This window comes from Streptomyces liliiviolaceus (assembly GCF_018070025.1).
GTDB classification, from domain to species: domain Bacteria; phylum Actinomycetota; class Actinomycetes; order Streptomycetales; family Streptomycetaceae; genus Streptomyces; species Streptomyces liliiviolaceus.
This window is the reverse complement of sequence record NZ_JAGPYQ010000001.1, coordinates 4,534,058-4,550,525: the sequence shown is the minus strand read 5'-3', so window position 1 is coordinate 4,550,525 and position 16,468 is coordinate 4,534,058. Positions and strand designations below refer to the sequence as shown.

The 16,468-nt window shown below is 68.6% G+C and carries 13 protein-coding genes and 3 pseudogenes; 5 read left to right on the top strand and 11 right to left on the bottom strand.

Annotation, left to right across the window (positions count from 1 at the left end; translation table 11 throughout):
- Nucleotides 1-69: 69 nt before the first annotated feature.
- The 4 genes from J8N05_RS19905 to J8N05_RS19890 all read right to left on the bottom strand — a co-directional run bounded on the left by J8N05_RS19905 (nt 70) and on the right by J8N05_RS19890 (nt 5,667).
- Nucleotides 70-1,806 carry a sensor histidine kinase gene (locus J8N05_RS19905; protein ID WP_247706352.1) on the bottom strand — a complete coding sequence of 579 codons (1,737 nt, stop codon included), beginning with the start codon at nt 1,804-1,806 and terminating at the stop codon, nt 70-72.
- Nucleotides 1,807-2,056: 250 nt separating this feature from the next.
- Nucleotides 2,057-3,148, bottom strand: coding sequence for a lytic polysaccharide monooxygenase (locus tag J8N05_RS19900; RefSeq protein WP_383942693.1), 1,092 nt, complete (start codon nt 3,146-3,148; stop codon nt 2,057-2,059).
- Nucleotides 3,149-3,288: 140 nt separating this feature from the next.
- Entirely contained in the window at nt 3,289-4,416 is a 1,128-nt protein-coding gene (locus J8N05_RS19895) for a GH12 family glycosyl hydrolase domain-containing protein (protein ID WP_210884630.1), read from the bottom strand.
- Between the two features lie 228 nt (nt 4,417-4,644).
- A complete protein-coding gene (locus J8N05_RS19890; RefSeq protein ID WP_210884628.1) occupies nt 4,645-5,667 on the bottom strand; it encodes a LacI family DNA-binding transcriptional regulator in 1,023 nt (340 codons plus the stop codon).
- A 464-nt stretch (nt 5,668-6,131) separates the two neighbouring features.
- On the opposite strand from J8N05_RS19890, the gene J8N05_RS19885 reads away from it, so the two are divergent.
- Complete coding sequence (locus J8N05_RS19885; RefSeq protein ID WP_210884626.1) at nt 6,132-6,287, top strand: hypothetical protein; 156 nt, start codon at nt 6,132-6,134, stop codon at nt 6,285-6,287.
- A gap of 332 nt (nt 6,288-6,619) precedes the next feature.
- Here J8N05_RS19885 and J8N05_RS48165 read toward each other — a convergent pair whose 3' ends face one another.
- Nucleotides 6,620-7,174 (bottom strand): ANTAR domain-containing protein, encoded by a 555-nt coding sequence (locus tag J8N05_RS48165; RefSeq protein WP_407699975.1) that lies wholly within the window; start codon nt 7,172-7,174, stop codon nt 6,620-6,622.
- A 291-nt stretch (nt 7,175-7,465) separates the two neighbouring features.
- Between J8N05_RS48165 and J8N05_RS48160 the strand changes: the two genes are divergently transcribed.
- The 3 genes from J8N05_RS48160 (at nt 7,466) to J8N05_RS19865 (ending at nt 9,694) form a co-directional block, all read left to right on the top strand.
- Complete coding sequence (locus J8N05_RS48160; RefSeq protein ID WP_407699974.1) at nt 7,466-7,954, top strand: Mu transposase domain-containing protein; 489 nt, start codon at nt 7,466-7,468, stop codon at nt 7,952-7,954.
- Nucleotides 7,955-8,270: 316 nt separating this feature from the next.
- Entirely contained in the window at nt 8,271-9,065 is a 795-nt protein-coding gene (locus J8N05_RS19870; RefSeq protein ID WP_247706351.1) for a GAF domain-containing protein, read from the top strand.
- Nucleotides 9,066-9,109: 44 nt separating this feature from the next.
- Nucleotides 9,110-9,694 (top strand): hypothetical protein, encoded by a 585-nt coding sequence (locus J8N05_RS19865; protein ID WP_210884624.1) that lies wholly within the window; start codon nt 9,110-9,112, stop codon nt 9,692-9,694.
- On the opposite strand, the pseudogene J8N05_RS19860 reads toward J8N05_RS19865, so the two are convergent.
- A pseudogene (locus J8N05_RS19860) lies at nt 9,672-10,036 on the bottom strand (carboxymuconolactone decarboxylase family protein); the annotation flags it as partial. The gene J8N05_RS19865 and the pseudogene J8N05_RS19860 sit on opposite strands and share 23 nt — an antisense overlap.
- Before the next feature lie 198 nt (nt 10,037-10,234).
- Between J8N05_RS19860 and J8N05_RS19855 the strand changes: the two are divergent.
- Complete coding sequence (locus J8N05_RS19855) at nt 10,235-10,573, top strand: hypothetical protein (RefSeq protein ID WP_210884623.1); 339 nt, start codon at nt 10,235-10,237, stop codon at nt 10,571-10,573.
- 402 nt (nt 10,574-10,975) lie between these two features.
- Here the strand turns inward: J8N05_RS19855 and J8N05_RS19850 are convergent.
- From J8N05_RS19850 to J8N05_RS19830, 5 genes and pseudogenes are all read right to left on the bottom strand, one after another.
- A pseudogene (locus J8N05_RS19850) lies at nt 10,976-11,321 on the bottom strand (MMPL family transporter); the annotation flags it as partial.
- Between the two features lie 86 nt (nt 11,322-11,407).
- A complete protein-coding gene (locus tag J8N05_RS19845) occupies nt 11,408-12,922 on the bottom strand; it encodes an FMN-binding glutamate synthase family protein (protein ID WP_210884620.1) in 1,515 nt (504 codons plus the stop codon).
- Between the two features lie 153 nt (nt 12,923-13,075).
- Nucleotides 13,076-14,761 carry an acetolactate synthase large subunit gene (locus J8N05_RS19840; protein ID WP_210884618.1) on the bottom strand — a complete coding sequence of 562 codons (1,686 nt, stop codon included), beginning with the start codon at nt 14,759-14,761 and terminating at the stop codon, nt 13,076-13,078.
- Nucleotides 14,762-15,000: 239 nt separating this feature from the next.
- Nucleotides 15,001-15,836: pseudogene (locus J8N05_RS19835) on the bottom strand (IS110 family transposase); the annotation flags it as partial.
- Nucleotides 15,837-16,115: 279 nt separating this feature from the next.
- The gene (locus J8N05_RS19830) at nt 16,116-16,328 is read right to left on the bottom strand and encodes a Rossmann-fold NAD(P)-binding domain-containing protein (protein WP_210884616.1); all 213 of its coding nucleotides are present in this window, start codon (nt 16,326-16,328) and stop codon (nt 16,116-16,118) included.
- Nucleotides 16,329-16,468 lie beyond the last annotated feature (140 nt).

Genomic DNA, 16,468 nt, shown 5'->3' with positions numbered 1-16,468 from the left:
TGTGACGAACGGTTGGTGGAGCCCCGTCATCATGCCCGATCCGGCCGGAGGAGGGTCGAGTGCCGCTGGTCAGAGCTCGTCCTCGAAGGTTTCCTTCTGTACCAGTTTCCCCGCACGGAAACAGAACCGGTAGACGATGTCGTCCTCCGCGTCGAGGTAGTGGCTGCACGTCGCGCCCTCGGGCAGCGGCGGACCGTGCTTGTCCTGGCCGTCGCTGAGCAGGGAACTGCCCTCGGGCAGCCGGGACCTCACGTCGCTCTCGGTGTCTCCGACTTTCACTGACTCGTAGGTGTCGGCCGATATCGTGCCGCTCTCGAACTCGTCCCACAGGGCCGTCAGTCCCCACGTCCCGAGGGCGATGACCCCCACGATCAGGGCGACGGCGGTGACGGCGCATCCGAGGGCGACGTTCCTCTTGCTGCTCATGATGGCGGTGAGCTCCCCTTGCTGAACTGCACGGTCGATGATCGCTCCATCGTCGTTCCCGGCACTCCCGCGCCACTGCCCCCGAAAGTCGTAGGCGCCGTCGACGGAGGTCGCGGTGCGTGCGTCGGACGTCGTTTCGCCCCCGCTGTAGGGCAGTACGCCGGCCAGCCGGAAGCCCCCGTCGGAGGTGGTGCCCGTGTGCACCATGCCGCCCACCAGCCGGGCCCGCTCCCGCAGGCCCGGGAGGCCGTGGCCGCCGCTGACGGCAGCCGGCGTGGGCGTCGGCGCCGACACCGGCCCGTTGGCCACCTCTACCACCAGGCTGTCCGGTTCATAGCGCAGCGACACGGTGATGGACGCGCCTGGCGCGTGCTTGTGCGCGTTGGTGAGTCCCTCCTGGACCAGGCGGTAAGCCGCGTGGTCGGCGGCGGGCGCGAGGGGGCGTACGCCGCCCGAGCGGTGCAGCGCGACATCTGCGCCGGCGGCCCGCGACGACTCCACGAGAGCGTCGACGGCGGCTGCCACGCGGGCCGTCGGGTGCGTGTCCGAGGGGTCCGTGCCCCGGTCGCCCGGTACCTCGGCGTCATCGCGCAGGATGCCCACTGCCTCCCGCAGTTCGCGCATGGCCGACCGGGAGGCCTCCCGCAGGATGCCGACCCCCTCCCGCTGCCGGTCGCCCAGCTCCGGATCGACTTCCAGGGCGCCGGTGTGGACCGCGATCAGGGCGAGCTGGTGGCCGAGGCTGTCGTGCATGTCCTGGGCGATGCGCTGCCGTTCGAGCAGCCGGGCCTCACGTGCCACCATCGCCTGCTCGCGCAGGAGTTGGGCGTTGTGCCGGCGCAGGGCGGCCAGGAGCGCGTGACGCTGCGCGCGGTAGCGGGAGGCGAGGCCCGGGACCACCGCGAGGGCCACGAAGCTGCTCGCCGACAGAAGTGCCGTCGTCAGCGGCGACAGCGTGACCTCCTCGCTGGCCGCCGTCCTGGCGGAAAGCGCCATGTGCAGGAGGAGTCCGGCGGCATACGCGGCCAGGGTTCGCCATGGACGTACGATGCGGCTGCCCGCCGACCAGCTCGCGCACATCAGCAGGGGCGTCGCCCCGGCCAGGACCCCGGCCAGGGTTGAGGAGAGAACGAGCACCGTCGCCGGCAGGGAGCGCCGTGCCAGTGACAGGACGGCCTCCGCCAGCGCCCACGCGAGGGAGCGCGCCCCGAAACCGGGGTTCCCGTCGAAGGTCCACGCGGCCGTGGCGAGCGTGACGGCGAGCACGGTCTCCCCGGCGACCCGTCCGCGAGACCACGGAGAGGCCGCGAGGAGCCGGTCGACGAGAGAGCGGAGAGAACGGAGAGACCGGTCGGAGGCAAGGGTCTGTGCTGTGTCCACCCGGTGACGATAGACATTCGGCCTCCCGTGTCGGCATCCGCCTCTTGTCGTTGCTGCGAGCGACGAAAGTCGACACCTCCCCGGCGTCGTCATCTGGCGGCGGATCCGAATCCGCCGCCGGATCACGGCCGCCGGTGGATGTGGATGTGGATGCGGATGCCGACTCGTGCGCGCCGGACGCGGGGGAGGGTGAACCTTCGCGGCCTTCGCGCTCCTCCTCCGGCTGGTCAGCGACCGCCGGACCCGTGGCTCACGGGTCCACGCAGACGATGGAGCCGGCGGGGAGGTCGTTGCCCGTCGAGGATGCCGTGAAGCCCAGCGTGGTGCTGCCGTCGGCAGCCACGGTGCGGTTGTGGTCGGCGTTGCGGACCGTGACCGTGCCGTCCGAGGCCGTGCTCATCGAGCCGTTCCACACACTGTTGATCTTCGTGCCGGTGCCGGGTTTCCAGCGGACCGCCCAGCCGTCGAGCGGCTGCGTCCCGTGGTTCATGACCTGGACCGAGCCCTGGAAGCCACCGCTCCAGGAGTTGACCACCTCGTAGACGGCCATGCAGGAACCGGTGTGCGTCGGGTCGGGGGCCGGGGTCGTCGGTTCCGGAGTCGGCGTACTGCTGCCGTCACGGATGCCGGTGACCTCGCCGTTGCCGCCGTCGAAGACGACATCGGAGCAGGAGAAGAAGTTCTCCTGGCTGTCCGAACGGACCCACTGTATGAAGATCACCGCATTGCCGGAACGCCCCGAGGGCAGCCTGAGGTCCCAGTAGTAATGGCCTCCGTTGGTTCCGGCCGAGCCCTGCTGCGACGGGTTGGTGACCGTTTGGACCAGATCCAGGTCGCCCCAGCCCAGTGAAGAGGTAGGCGACCAGCCGGGCTTGGAGACGTAGACCCGGAAGTCGCCCGGGTGCGCTGCCCAGTTGCTGTACTTGACCCGCATGGTGGCCCCGGACGTCAGGTGCGTCCGCGGCCAGTCCGCACGGGCTGCGTTGTAGGCGGCGAAGTCGTACGGCGACCGGTCGCCGGCGCTGCACAGCTTGCCGTCCGGAACGTAACCCGCGCCGCGTCCACCGGCGTTGGAGTCCAGCACCGCGAACCAGTTGTACAGCGCCGTGGCGCCGCTCTGGTTGAGGGCGGCGCGGCACGCCGGATTGGTCGGATCGAGGGCGCCGGTACCGGTGATGGCGTCCAGCTGGCAGAGGTAGGTGCGCGACCCCGGCATCATGGCCACGCCGTGGGCCTCGGCCTTGTCCTGGCCGAGGATCGTGAGGCCGAGGGCGCCCAGGAGGGCGGCCATCACCGCCCCGAGGGAGACGAGCTTCGTACGTAGCGACACAGGTAATGACATGGATTCACCTGTCGTTGAGTGTCCTTGCGTGCCCTTGCGAGTCTTTGGCTGTACTCGGCTGTCCTGGGCCTTCTTGACCTAAGAGTGCGAGTGCCCGAACCTGTCCGGACCGGTCGGCCGACGACGGCCGCCGCCGGGCGTCACGCGGTGGCGCAGGCCGTGCCGTTCAGCGTGAACCCGGCCGGTTTCGCGAAGGCGCCGGTATACGTGCCCTGGAAGCCGAACGACTGGCTGCCCCCTGCGGCGATCCGCTTGGTGTGGGCGAGCGGACGCGCGGTTACCGCTCCCGAGTCCGGGGCGACGGTGGCGTTCCAGGCACTGGTGATCCGCTGGCCGGAGGGCTGGGTGAAGTCCAGCCGCCAGTCCTCGACCGGAACCGGGCCGTTGTTGCCGACGGTGACGTTCGCCGTGAAGCCGCCGGACCAGACAGTGGCGGTGTAGGACACCGTGCACGCCGCCGGATCAGCGGGGTCCCCCGGCGTGCTGCCGCCCGTGGAGACGGTGGAGGAGAAGGAGTTCACGGCCAGCCCTGCACCGCCCTGCCAGGGCTCGAAGCCCGCCTGGACGCTCGTCAGGTACCAGTCGGACCGGGCGAGTCCGCGGACGACCGCCTGGTCGACGAAGTCCATGACGTCGAAGCTCCAGCTGCTGATCGCCGACGGGGCGACGAAGGACAGCACGTCGTTGGCGCCGTTGCTGCCGCTCCACACCTCCCAGGTACGGCCGCCCACGGAGGCCGTACCGACCGGCGAACCGATCGGCTGGATCGGACCCACCCGGTTGAACCAGATCATGATCTCGGTCTGGTTCACGCCGTCGGTGCGGGGCGTCGGGTCCAGCCAGATGTCGTACGAGGCGTTGTAGGTGGCGTTGTCGACGTAGCCGTACGAGATGCTGCTGGGGGCCGCCGAGACGGTGTCGATCCTCGCCGGGAGGCTGGTTCCCGGCGAGCACCTGGTGTAGTGGCAGCCGTTGAAGAGCGAGGGGTACGACTTCGGGGCTCCGTTGGTCGGTACCGCACCGTCCGCCTGGGTGAATCGGAAGCCGGAATCGCTCACGCTGATGCACTGGGTGGCACTGGTGCCCCAGCGGTTGTTCTGGACGACGTATCGGTTCTGGATCGTGGCCGTTCCGTACTGCTCGCAGATCGTGGTGTCCGCGTGCGCCTGTGCCGTCCCGGAAAGCAGCATGGTGAGGGAGGCGAGAACCGTGATGAGCGTGGGCAACAGGCTGTGTCGAGCGTGGGTCTGACGCGGTGTCGGTCGCATGGGGGGCCTCTCGGGGAGAGTGCGAATGACCGGGCCGGGGGAGCGTGATCACCTCTGCCCAAGGATGGGAGCGCTCCCAGATCGCTGGTGGCACAGAACTGTAGAAGTCGTGCATGTCCCTGACAACCCTGTGTGCGTCGACTGCTCGGAGAAGTCTCGAAACCAACAGTTCAACGACGGTGATCCACACGACCGGACAGCGGCTGGGAGCGCTCCCGGAACCTTCCGTCAGGTCGAGGCGCGCTCCACCAGCTCCGTACGGAGGATCACGTGGCGCCATGCGCCGGAGGTGTCCCGCATGACGTCGAACAGCAGCTGGACCATCGTGCGGCCCATCTCCTCCATGGGCTGGCGGACGGTCGTCAGCCGGGGCTCGGTGTGCTGGGCCAGCGGGAAGTCGTCGAAGCCGATCACGGCGACGTCCTGCGGCACCCGGCGCCCCGCCGCACGCAGCGCCTCCAGCGCGCCCGCGGCCATCGTGTCCGACGCGGCGAGCACGGCGTCCACCTCCGGCGCCCTGGCGATGAGTTCGGCGGTCGCGCGGCGTCCGCTCTCCTGCGTAAAGTCACCCTCGATGATCCGGGACGGCCTGATCTCCAGGCCCGCGCGTTCAAGCCCCTCGCGGTAACCGCGCAAGCGGCTCCGGGCGACGTACATGTCGGGTGGCCCAGTGATGGTCCCGATGGCCGTGCGGCCTGTGCGCACCAGGTGCGCGACCGCGCTGCGGGCCCCGCCCACGTTGTCCGCGTCGACGTAGGTGACGGCTTCGTCGCCGGAGCGACGCCCCAACAGGACGGTGGGCAGGCCCGCTTCGGACAGCATGTCGGGCAACGGGTCCTCGGCGTGCACGGACATCAGCAGGACACCGTCGACACGGCCGCCGCGCGCGTATTCGACGAAGTGCCGCCGCTCGACGTCCGTACGGACCAGGGTGAGCAGGAGTTGCACGCCGGTGTCGGTCAACGCGTCGCCGACGGCGCCGACGACGGCCGAGAAGAAGGGCTCACCGAACTGCCGCCAGTCCGGCTCCGTCATGACCAGAGCAACGGCGTCTGCACGCCGTCCGGCCAGGGAACGGGCGGCCAGATTGGGTACGTACCCCAGCTCGGTGATGGCGCGCTCCACGGCCACGCGGGTCGAACGGCGCACTCCTGCCGCGTTGTTGATGACCCGGGAGACGGTCCCCCGTCCGACTCCGGCGAGCGCTGCGACTTCCTCCAGCGTCGGTGTGCCGGGACGCTGCCTGCCCATGTCGACCTCCCCCACGAGATCACCCGATAGTACGGTCACAGCCGTGCCGCGCGCCCGGGGCATGGGGCACAGACCTGACAGTCATCGGCCTGGCAGGGGTTGCCGAGCGCAGCGTAGGTCGGCCGTCCTGGTGAACCAGCCCTACGCGTGCCGCAGCTGTGCGACGGCGGCGGCCTGATGCTCCTGCAGGGGTACGGGGAGCTTTTCCGTTGCACCCAGGGCACAGGCGCAGGCGGTGGGAGAGGCAAAGCGGCGCGTCCTCCGCCGGACAACTGAACGCACCAAAATCCCTCTGACGAATTTTTCGAGGACGCGCGTGGATGCCGTGTCGCCGGGCACAAGGGCTATCGCACCGAGGTCCTGGTGTGATTCGAAGCCGGAACCGACCAGTCAACGCGAACGTGAGCCGCTGTGCAGCTCATACACCAACGCGTCCGAGTCGGACCTGACGACAGGAAATTACAATGATCATTCTTGGGCTTATTCTGCTGCTCATCGGCTTGCTTGTTGGCATGGGACTGCTGACAACGATCGGCGGCATCCTCATTCTGGTGGGCGCCGTCCTGTGGATCCTGGGTGCGACCGGCCGCGCCGTCGGTGGACGCAAGCACTTCTTCTGAGCTGAGGGCGCGTCACCATATCGCTTCGACGAGCGACGGCCCGTGGCGTCTCCCTCATGGGAGCACGCTGCAACGATGTTCAGCAGGGTGCTGGTCGATGTGGACACCTCCAGGGCGCCGCTTCTGGCAGGAGTGGGCGAGAGGCGGCCGCCCGTGAGCGTGGTGCACGCGGGTCGAGGCGGACGTGGCGCTTCCGCCCGCCGTACGTCAGGCGCATGTCCAACTGCTTGACCCGCAGTGAGGACCTGTATTGAAAGGTGCTTACACGTAAGTGCTGGCCAGTGGTTGTTGGTGACCTGACCGTGTTTCGACGCTTCCGGGGTGCGGCCCGATCATGTCGCTGGCGAGAGTGAGCAGACTCTGCGGTAGTCCGTGGGATGGGGTAAGCGCTTGAGGAAACGCAGGTCGGCACCCGTAACGCGCCGCGGTAGGAGGAGCTGGTCACCGGGGCCGCACGCTGGTTCTGGTCGAGGCGAAGATCCAGTCCGCCTGGCCATGGGGAACCTCCCCAGTGACGGGGTCAACAAGCCGGTACGACTATGGTCGTCGAGCGTCGGCGTCACCGGACGTCGATCGCTGACAGAAGGTTTCTGGGCAGCGTGACTGCACGGCGGCCGACCCGGTCCGTGCCCGTCAGTGTGCGTGCAACCGGTCGCTTGCGGTGGCCAGATGTGGTTGCAGAGGTACGGGCAGCGGCTCGCCGCGAACGGTGGCGAGGACGCCTCGGCGATGTCGTACAGCTTGGTGTTGGAGTGCTGCGACACGTTCACCAGGACCTCCCAGGCGTCGTCTGCGGAGCAGGACCACAGGGCCATCAGCACGCCCCGGGCCATGTCGATGACGGGCCGTCTCTCCAGCGCCGTACGCAGTTGTGCGATCTCCTGCATCAGCACGACTCCACCATTCCACTCAGCGACGACGTGTCTGTCGGAGGCGCGGGCCGTTGACGAGGTAGCGCGCAGCCGGCATCCCCCGTACCGGCTGCGCAGTCTCTGAGGGCCCGGCCTCCCATTGCCGGGCCCTCACCCCACGCGCGCGTCTCGCTGGCCGGACGCGTGAGACCGCCTCGGAACGCGGCGGCACACCACCAAGCACCACTTTCGCGGCCACCCCGGTGGTCAAAGGGCGGCAGGTGTCCAAGCTTTTGAACCCCTCAGCGTGGAGTTGGCCGAGGAAGCCTGTGCCGGCCGTCAGACTCGGTACCGGTACGGCTGATCGGACAGCGGGTGCGGGTCTTGCTGCACGCCTGCGAAGTGAACATCTACGACGGCCGCATGGAGGTCGCCCGCCACGAGCGCCTGGTCGCCAAGGGCGCCGTCCGGCTGGAGCGCGACCACTACCTGAAGGCCCTGGTGCGCAAGCCCGGCGCCCTGCCCGGGGCAACGGCGCTGGAACAGGCCCGCGCCGCGGGCAAGTTCACCCCAGTGCACGTCCTGTGTGGATGTCGGATCGCTGTTGTCCGGTCCGGGGCGCGCCGGCCGGTGCTCGTCAGTGGCGGGGGTCCCGGCTGTCCGGTCCGCCGGGTGCCGATCGGGGTGGACGCTGTCTCGGGAGGTTGTTGTATTAGGCACGTGGTGTGGCGTTCAATGGTGGCCGCGTTTTCCTGTGTCGGGCTCCTGGTCCGGGTTGGGCAGACAGCCCGGGTGGAGGGGCTCTTTGCGCGCTAAGGCGCCAAAGGGCCCCTTTCGTGTTCCAGTCCCGGCCGCGCGTAGCCGGAGTATGGAAAGCGCCCTTGATGCCGGTCATGGCCGGACAGTTCATCGGGGTGTCCGACCCTGCCCCTCGGTGACGGCTGTTCGCGCTAGCGTGGAGGGCAGTTCCGTGGGTGTCTTCAGCACTGTGAGCATGCTCTTGATGCCGGTGTTCGGCGATCACTTGTGAAGGGGGCAGCGGCTTTGTCGTCAGCAAAGATGTGCTCCGGCCCTGAGCGGCCGCTTCCCCTTCGTGCCGCCTTCCGTTCCACAGGTTCGATACGGGGGTGGGGTGCCCACATCGGACGCGGTGCGCACTCAGGGGAAAGGGGGCGTTGTGGCCGACATGTCTGAACTGCCGCGTGAGGAGCGGTTCGCTGTCGTGTTCGCTCAACTTTCCGGCGCCCTGGTGCGGGATTTCGATGTGATCAGTTTCCTGTACACGCTCACCGAGCACTGCGTGGACCTGCTGGACGTGGCGGCGGCCGGGGTGCTGCTGGGAACTCCGCATGGCCAGGTCGTGGACGTCGCTGCCTCGGACGGCCGCACTCGGGACTTGGAGCTGTCCGGCGTCGAATGGGACGAGGGTCCCTGCCACGACTGCTATTACACGCGGGCGCCGATCTGCGATGTCCGCCTGGACACCGAAGCCACCGACCGGCGCTGGCCGCGCTTTGCGCCGCGGGCCCGGCAGCTGGGCTTCATTTCGGTGTTCGCCGCCCCGCTGCCATGGCGGGGCCGCGTGATCGGGGCTCTCAACCTCTTCCGGGACCGCTCCGGCGCGCTGGACGGAAGCCAGTTGCGTCTGGCGCAGGCGCTGGCGAACATCGCCACCCTCGGTATCGTCCAGCAGCGAGCCGTATACGAGCCTTCCAAAGTATTCACGCATATCCGGGACGCTGTGGACTCCAGGGTCGTCATCGAGCAGGCCAAGGGCTACCTCGCCCAGCGTCACCGCACCAGCCTGAACAGGGCGTTCGACAAAATGAGCGTTCACGCCCTCCGGTACGGGCTCGAACTCGCCGACGTGGCCCGCCAGGTCCTGGACGGCACCGCCGTGCTCACGCTGGAGGACCCCGAACACTGAGCTACCGCCCGGCCGCCCTCGCCGTAGGGGGATGGGGTGTTGCGATGCCAGTACCGGATCCGACCGTCGTCTCACTGCTGCGTGTTCTGGACGCGCACCGCGGCCCCGGTCTGCCCCCGTTGCCCCTGGCGGATCTTTGCCGGTTGCTGGGCCTGGACGGGCTGGCCTTCCTCCCGGTCCCCATCGGCGGGACCGGTCATCTGGTGCAGTCCTTCGGTGGACGCACCGCCGCCTTGGAGGACCTGCGGCTGACCCGGGAGCAGGGCCCCGGCCCGGACGCGGCCCGGCACGGGGCCGCAGTCCTCGTCCCTGACCTGGCCGCCCTCGATCCGGCCCGCTGGCCCGGCCTGCCCGCCCCCGCCCTGGACCTGGGCGTGCACGCGATGTTCGCGTTCCCGCTGGGCATCGGCCTCATCACCGCTGGTGTCCTCACCGGCCACCGCACCACTCCCGGCCCGATGAGCCACGGCCGCCTCACCACCACCCTCATCTGGGCCGGCCACCTCACCCAGCACCTCATCACCCAAGCCGCCGGACCAGCCGCCCCCGACCGGCTCCCAGACGCCAACCAACTGCACTTCGCCGAGGTCTATCAGGCCACCTGCGCATCAGCATCACGAGGGCGGTGAGCTGCTGCTCGTCGTCGACGCCGGTGGCCGCGTCGGCGATCCGGGTGCCCTGCTCCGCCAGGGCCAGCGCCGCGCGTTCGCCCGCGATGAAAACGGTCGCCTCGGGCCAGGTCGCGACCAGGTTCAGCCGCACCGTGTTCTCTCCGGCTGTGGCGGCGTTTTTTTTGGTGTGCATGTCGGTGCAGGCCGCGCAGCCGTTGATCTGGCTCACCCGCAGTGCCACCAGTTCCGGCACCGCTGCGGGCAGTTCCGTCTCCTTCTTCAGTGCCCGTCCTGCCGCCATGACGTGCTTGAGGACGTGCCGGCGTTCGTCTCGGCGAAGGGGTTCAGCCGTGCGTCCATCGTGTGCTCCTCGGGGTCGGTCTGCGGCCAACCCCTGGGACGAGGCAGCCCCACGCCTGTGACACGGTGCGAAGTGACGCACATCACCCCGCCTTTTGCCTCAGGTATGTCACAGGTCGGGCGGCTGTCCCGTCCCCTGCTCGGAAGCCTTGATCAAGGTTCTTCCTCTCGTCCGCTCGCTGTAGGAAGGTCACTGGCATGGAGACCCTTCGGTATGTGTTTCTCGTCTTTCACCTCTTCGGCTTCGCCGCGATCCTGGGCGGGCTGTTCTACCAACTGCGGGGCAAGGACCCGGTGACAGGCGGCTACATGGTCTCCAGCGCGGGTGTCCAGCTGGTCACGGGTGCCGGGCTGATATGGACGCGCATGTCACTGGACCTGCCGGTGATCGACGCGAAGATGTGGGTGAAGCTGGCCCTGGACGCTCTGGTGGCCGCGGTCGCGCTGGTGGGCATGCGCAACCGGAAGGCGTGGGCGTTCTACGGTGTGGGCACCTTCACGGCCGCCGCGGTCGTGGTGGCCGTCGCCTGGACCTAGGCCCTGTCGCGCCGACGCTCCTCACGAGCGCGAATTACGTTGCTGGCCAGCGCAGTTCACACATCAGGAACACGGCCCAGGTCGCGTTCGGCCCGGCCGGGCGGTGGACGTGATGGCGTTCGTGGTCACGAGCGGTCCGATCGCCGGATGGCGCCGTGTCCCTGGTCTTACTGCCAGCCGCTGTCGTTGAAGCTGGGTACAAGTGGCCATGGCGCCACCACAAGGGCGACTTGATGCCGCACGCACCGCTGTGGATCTTGACGGACTCATGGCAGCCGAGGCGGTAGTGGCGCAAGGTGACGGTGTGGCCGTCCTAGTTGGACAGGGTCCATCCCGACGTGTTCCTCCAGCCCGCGCGGGGCCACGGTGTGCTGCGTGACCCCGCGCCGCTTCTGGGCGAGGTCAGCCGTGTTCGGGGTGTTCGATGGAGACCTTGGGCAGTTTTCGGGCCAGCGGGGCAGGGAGCCACCAGGCCCATGTGCCGAGCATCTGCATGACGGCGGGGACGATGAGGCATCGGATGACCACGGCGTCCAGGAGGATGGCGACGGCCAGGCCGAGGCCGAACTGCTGAAGCATGCGGTCGTCGCTGAGGACGAACGCGCCGAAGACGAAACATCATGATGGCCGCTGCCGCGGTGATGACCTTGCCGGTGGAGGCGAGCCCTTCCCGCACGGATCGCGCAGGGTCCTTGGTGCGTGTCCACTCCTCGTGGATACGGGAGACGAGGAAGACCTCGTAGTCCATGTGCTGATCCCGGCCCCGGGCGCCCGGGGGCGCTCCTGCCGCTGCGCAGGGCATGACGGTTGAAGTCAGGTGGCCGAGTAGCTGGCTCAGGTGGTGAGCAGTTCGGCGATCTCATGGGCGAGTTTCGGGCCGAGCGAGCCCCAGCCGTCCTTGTAGCCGTACACACTCCCCAGGCTGCGGGCGTCGTAGTGGCCGTTCAGGATGTCTATGTCGGTGGGGGTGATGAGCGACGGGTGGGGGACACCGACGGCGCCCGAGACCTTGAGCAACTCCCTGCGCAGGGTGCGCAGGTACATCGCGGCCCGGTTGCCCTTCGAGGGCGCGTGGATGCCGCGCGCCAGCCGCGGGTTCTGGGTGGCGATGCCGGTGGGGCACTTGTCGGTGTGGCACTTCTGGGCCTGGATGCAGCCGATGGAGAGCATCGCCTCACGGCCCACGTTGATCATGTCGACGCCGAGGGCGAACGCGACGATGGCGTTCTCGGGCAGGCCGAGCTTGCCGGAGCCGATGAAGGTGATGTCGTCGGTCAGGCCCCGCTCGGCGAACACGCCGTAGACGCGGGAGAAGCCTATGCGGAACGGCAGGGACACAGAGTCGGCGAAGATCAGGGGAGCCGCCCCGGTGCCGCCCTCGCCACCGTCGACGGTCACGAAGTCGACCCCTCGCTCGCCCTGCTCCATCAGGGTGGCGAGTTCCTCCCAGAAGTCCATCTCCCCGATGGCGCTCTTGATCCCGACCGGCAATCCGGTCTCTGTGGCCAAGAGTTCCACGAAGTCGAGCATCGAGTCCACGTCGTGGAACGCGGTGTGTCGCGACGGCGAAGCGCAGTCCTTGCCTGCGGGAATGTCGCGGATCCCGGCAATCTCGTCGGTCACCTTTGCGCCCGGGAGCATGCCGCCGAGCCCCGGCTTCGCGCCCTGCGAGAGTTTGATCTCGATCGCCTTGACGGGCGCGCCCGCGACCATGGACTTGAGCTTGTCGAGGTTGAACGTCCCGTCCTCGTTGCGGCAGCCGAAGTACGACGTGCCGATCTGGAGGACGAGGTCCCCGCCGTTGAGGTGGTAGGGCGACAGGCCGCCCTCGCCGGTGTTCTGCATCGTCCCGGCCAGCGCCGCGCCCTTGTTGAGTGCAGTGACGGCCGCGCCGGACAGCGAGCCGAAGCTCATCGCCGAGATGTTGATGACGCTCGCCGGGCGGAATGCCTTCGCGCGGCCGCGCGGTCCGCCGAGGACCTTGGCCGAGGGCAACGCCGCCTTCGGGTCGCTCAGATCGGGCAGCGCACCGGCGAACGTACGCTGCTTCACGTATGCATGACCCTGCACGTGCTCGATGTCATTGTCGGTGCCGAACCCGAAGTAGTTGTTCTCCCCCTTCGCCGACGCGTAGATCCAGCTGCGCTGGTCACGGCTGAAGGGACGCTCCTCGTCGTTGGACGTCACGATGTACTGCCGAAGCTCGGGGCCGATCGTCTCCAGCACATACCTGGCGTGTCCCACCAGGGGGTAGTTCCTCAGCAGTGCGTGCTTCTTCTGCACGAGGTCGCGGGCGGCCAGCAGCCCCAACCCCGTGGCGGCTGCCGCACCTATGCTCCGAGCACGCATGACAAAAGTTCCTCTCCTCGACTGGCCGGACCTCACGGTGGCCATCTACCCCGCGCCGCGGAATTGCCACGCGATGCCGCAGACCTGAGGGCACCGCCCCTGCGGGAGGGCCGCCGCGCGGCCCGTACGGGGGCGGGCCGCGCCACGGGCGGCTCAGAGCGCCGAGTCGAGGTGCCCGAGGCGCTCGATGAGGTTCATGTTCTCGGCGTAGTCCACCGGGCAGTTGATGATCGACACGCCCGGGTCCGCCAGTGCCTCACGGAGCGTCGGCAGCAGGTCCCCAGCGGACTCGATGGCGTAGCCCTTCGCGCCGAAGCTGCGGGCGTACTGGACGATGTCCGGGTTGCCGAAGTCGGTGTTGGAGTGTTCCCCGACCTCCAGGTCCATCTTCCACTTGATGAGCCCGTAGCCGTTGTCCTCCCAGATCAACACGGTCAGCGGGATATTCTCGCGAACCGCCGTCTCGATCTCCTGGGAGTGCATGAGGAACGAGCCGTCGCCGACCGCCGCCAGCACCTTCGTCTGCGGCCTGGCGAGCTGAACCGCAAGTGCGCCGGGCAGCGAGAAGCCCATGGTGGACAAGCCGTTGGAGATGAGACAGGTGTTCGGCGCGTACGTCGGGTAGAGCCGGGCCATCCACATCTTCAGCGCGCCGGTGTCGACCAGCACGATGTCGTCGCGACCGAGCGCGGCGCGGGTGTCGGCGATGACGCGCTGCGGGGCGAGCGGGTAGCGCTCGTCCGCGGCGCCCTGCTCGAGTTCCTTGGCCAGCAGCGTGCGGGTGGCCGTGGTGTCCTCGTCGTCGATGGTCCAGCGCAGGCCGTCGAGTTCGGTGGCGAGGGCATCAAGGGAGGCGGAGATGTCGCCGATGATGCCGACGTCGACCGAGTAGCTGTCGTCCACCTCTGCCGGGACGCGGTGGATGTGGACGATCTTCTTGTCACCGTCCGGGTTTATCCGGGACGGGTCGAACTCCTGCAACTCGTAGCCGACGGCGATGACGACGTCGGCCTCCTCGAACCCGAAGTTGGTGTAGTCGCGCCGCATGAAGCCGAACGTGCCGGTCGCGCACGGGTGGTCGTCGGGCAGGACGCCCTTGCCGTGGAAGGTGGTCGCCGTCGACACGTCGAGTGCGGTGGCGAACGCCGCCAGCGACTCCTCGGCGCCGCCGCGCGCCGCGCCGTGTCCGGCGAGGATCACCGGCCGGCGGGCCTGCCGCAGCAGCTCCACCGCCCGCTTGATCTGCTTCGGGGACGGTGCCTCGGGCTGCACGACGTTCCTGCGCAGCGGGCGCAGGTCCGAGCCGTCCGTCGCCTCGTCGATGTCCTCGGGCACGGCGAGGTAGACGGCGCCGGGTCGCTCGGACTCCGCGGTCTTGAACGCGCGCCGCACCATCTCGGGGATGGCCTGGGTAGCCGGAACCTCAGCCGACCACTTCGTGACCGGGGCGAACATGCTCACCAGGTCCACGAACTGGTGGGACTCCTTGTAATTGCGCTCCTTGCCGACCTGCGCGGTGATCGCGACAACGGGCGTGCTGTTCGTCATGGCGTCGGCGACGCCCAGCATCAGGTTGATCGCGCCGGGCCCCAGCGTCGCGGACATCACACCCGCCGAGCCGGTGAGCCGGCCGTGCATCTCCGCCATGAAAGACGCGGCCTGCTCGTGCCGGGTGAGAACGTAGCGGATCTTCTCCGAGCGGGCGAGGGCGTTGGTGAAACGGATGTTCTCCTCGCCGGGTACGCCGAACACCACCTCGACGCCCTCGTTCTCCAGGCAGCGAACCAGGAGTTCGGCCGCTCCGTCGGGGGTCTGCTTCCGGTGCTCGGCGTCGCTCACGCTGATCGTGTCCTCTCCTGAGTTTGGCCGCGCCGATGGGCGGGCCGGTCAGCCGTCTACCCCGGCCGGCCGCCCGGACGCCTGCGGACCGGGGCTACGAGAGGCTCAGTTGGACCTCGGGCGCGCCGTCCGGGCCTTCGGCGCCACCCGCGCCCGTGACGAAGCGTCACCGGCGCATAGAGGCACGGCCCCGTTTCACGGAAATCTTGCCAGGGCCACGTAACTGTGTACGCCGACAGCATGGACGTCAGGACCTTGGAAAGAAGGTGGGCCTCCAGCAGTTCCTCGATGCGGTGTGCCAGGAGTTTGCGCTGGTCGAGCAGCGCCTGGTGTGAGTTGGCGAGACTGGGGACGATCAGCGCGGCGGCGTTCGTGCCCGGGACGACGACGGTCTGCTCGTCGAGCGCGGTGAAGACGTCGTTGATCAGACGTTCGGCCATGCGGGGTGCCTTCGGGCGGATCAGAGCGATGAGTCGTCGGCGTCCGGCCTTGCGGATCTGTGCCGGCGAGCCGAACTGGTCCAGGATTCTGAGGACGGCCGGGTGCTGCATGGCGGGCCGATGACTCGTTCCAGGTGCGGGTGGATCTGGGTGAACAGGGCCCGCAGCCCGTTGGAGAGGCGATTCGCCTCGGCGGCGAGGTCGTCGTCGAAGCCGACGATCATCTGGAGCTCGGCGATGGTCTCGTCGTCGAGGTCGACCGAGCGAAGCGTGTGCGGCATCGCCCGGGCAGCGTCGGCGATGACGAACGCGTCTTTCGCGTCGGTCTTGGCCTCGCCGGGACAGAGGCCGGCGATCCGCAGCATCGTCAGGCCGGGCAGGTAGGCGACGTGGCAGCCCAGGTCCCGGGCGACTGCCAGGGGCAGGGCTCCGATCGAGGCCACCTGGTCGACGACCACGAGGACGGTGCCGTGTTTGGCCTGCAGCCTGGTGAAGACCTCGCGGGGCTTGGGTTCGCTGTTGGGCAGCTGCTTGTCGAAGGTCTTCTTCCCGGCCGGGGTGAGTGCGGTGGCGTGGTGTTCGCCCTTGCCGACGTCCAGTCCGAGGTAGACGTCGATGTCGCTGGTGTCGATCACGTCGTGGTTCCTTCGGTGCTGTTCACCCGGCCTGCCACGGTACTGATCGCCACATCCACATTACGAAGAGCCTCCCGACGTGGGAAAACGTCGATGGCCATGCCCCTAATCAGCGCTCTGTGAGTGCCTTCGGAGCTGGTGACACCACCCCCCCGGGCCATGCACTCGACAAGGGGAGGTAGTCATGTCAACTCCCAAGGCCGGTAACCCCGTTGCGGGGCTACGAAGACGGTAATGGGGGGCGCCGTGACGGCGGCGGGTCGGCCCTCGCCGACTGAATCAGTGGGGGAGGAGTACCTGCAACCGCTCCGACTCGACCTCGGCGACCAGGACTGTCGACATCTGGACCAGGTCGGTGCAGTCTGCACGGGGATCGCGCATGAGGACGTCGTGGCCGCTCTGGAGCACGGCTCCGGCGGCGATCGCACACTGCTCGGACCTCTCGCTGTTCCTGTCGCGTGACCACCACGCGACTGATGTCGCACGCTCCACTTCGGGGAGCCTGTCCTGGGGCGCGAGGCACCCGCGTCGCGGGAACCGTCCGACAGCCGGGAAGGCAGCGTGGGCCGGGCAGGGTGTCCTGCCCGGCCCACGGCGGGTCCGGATGCCGCGCCTACGGGAGGGGCCGGCGT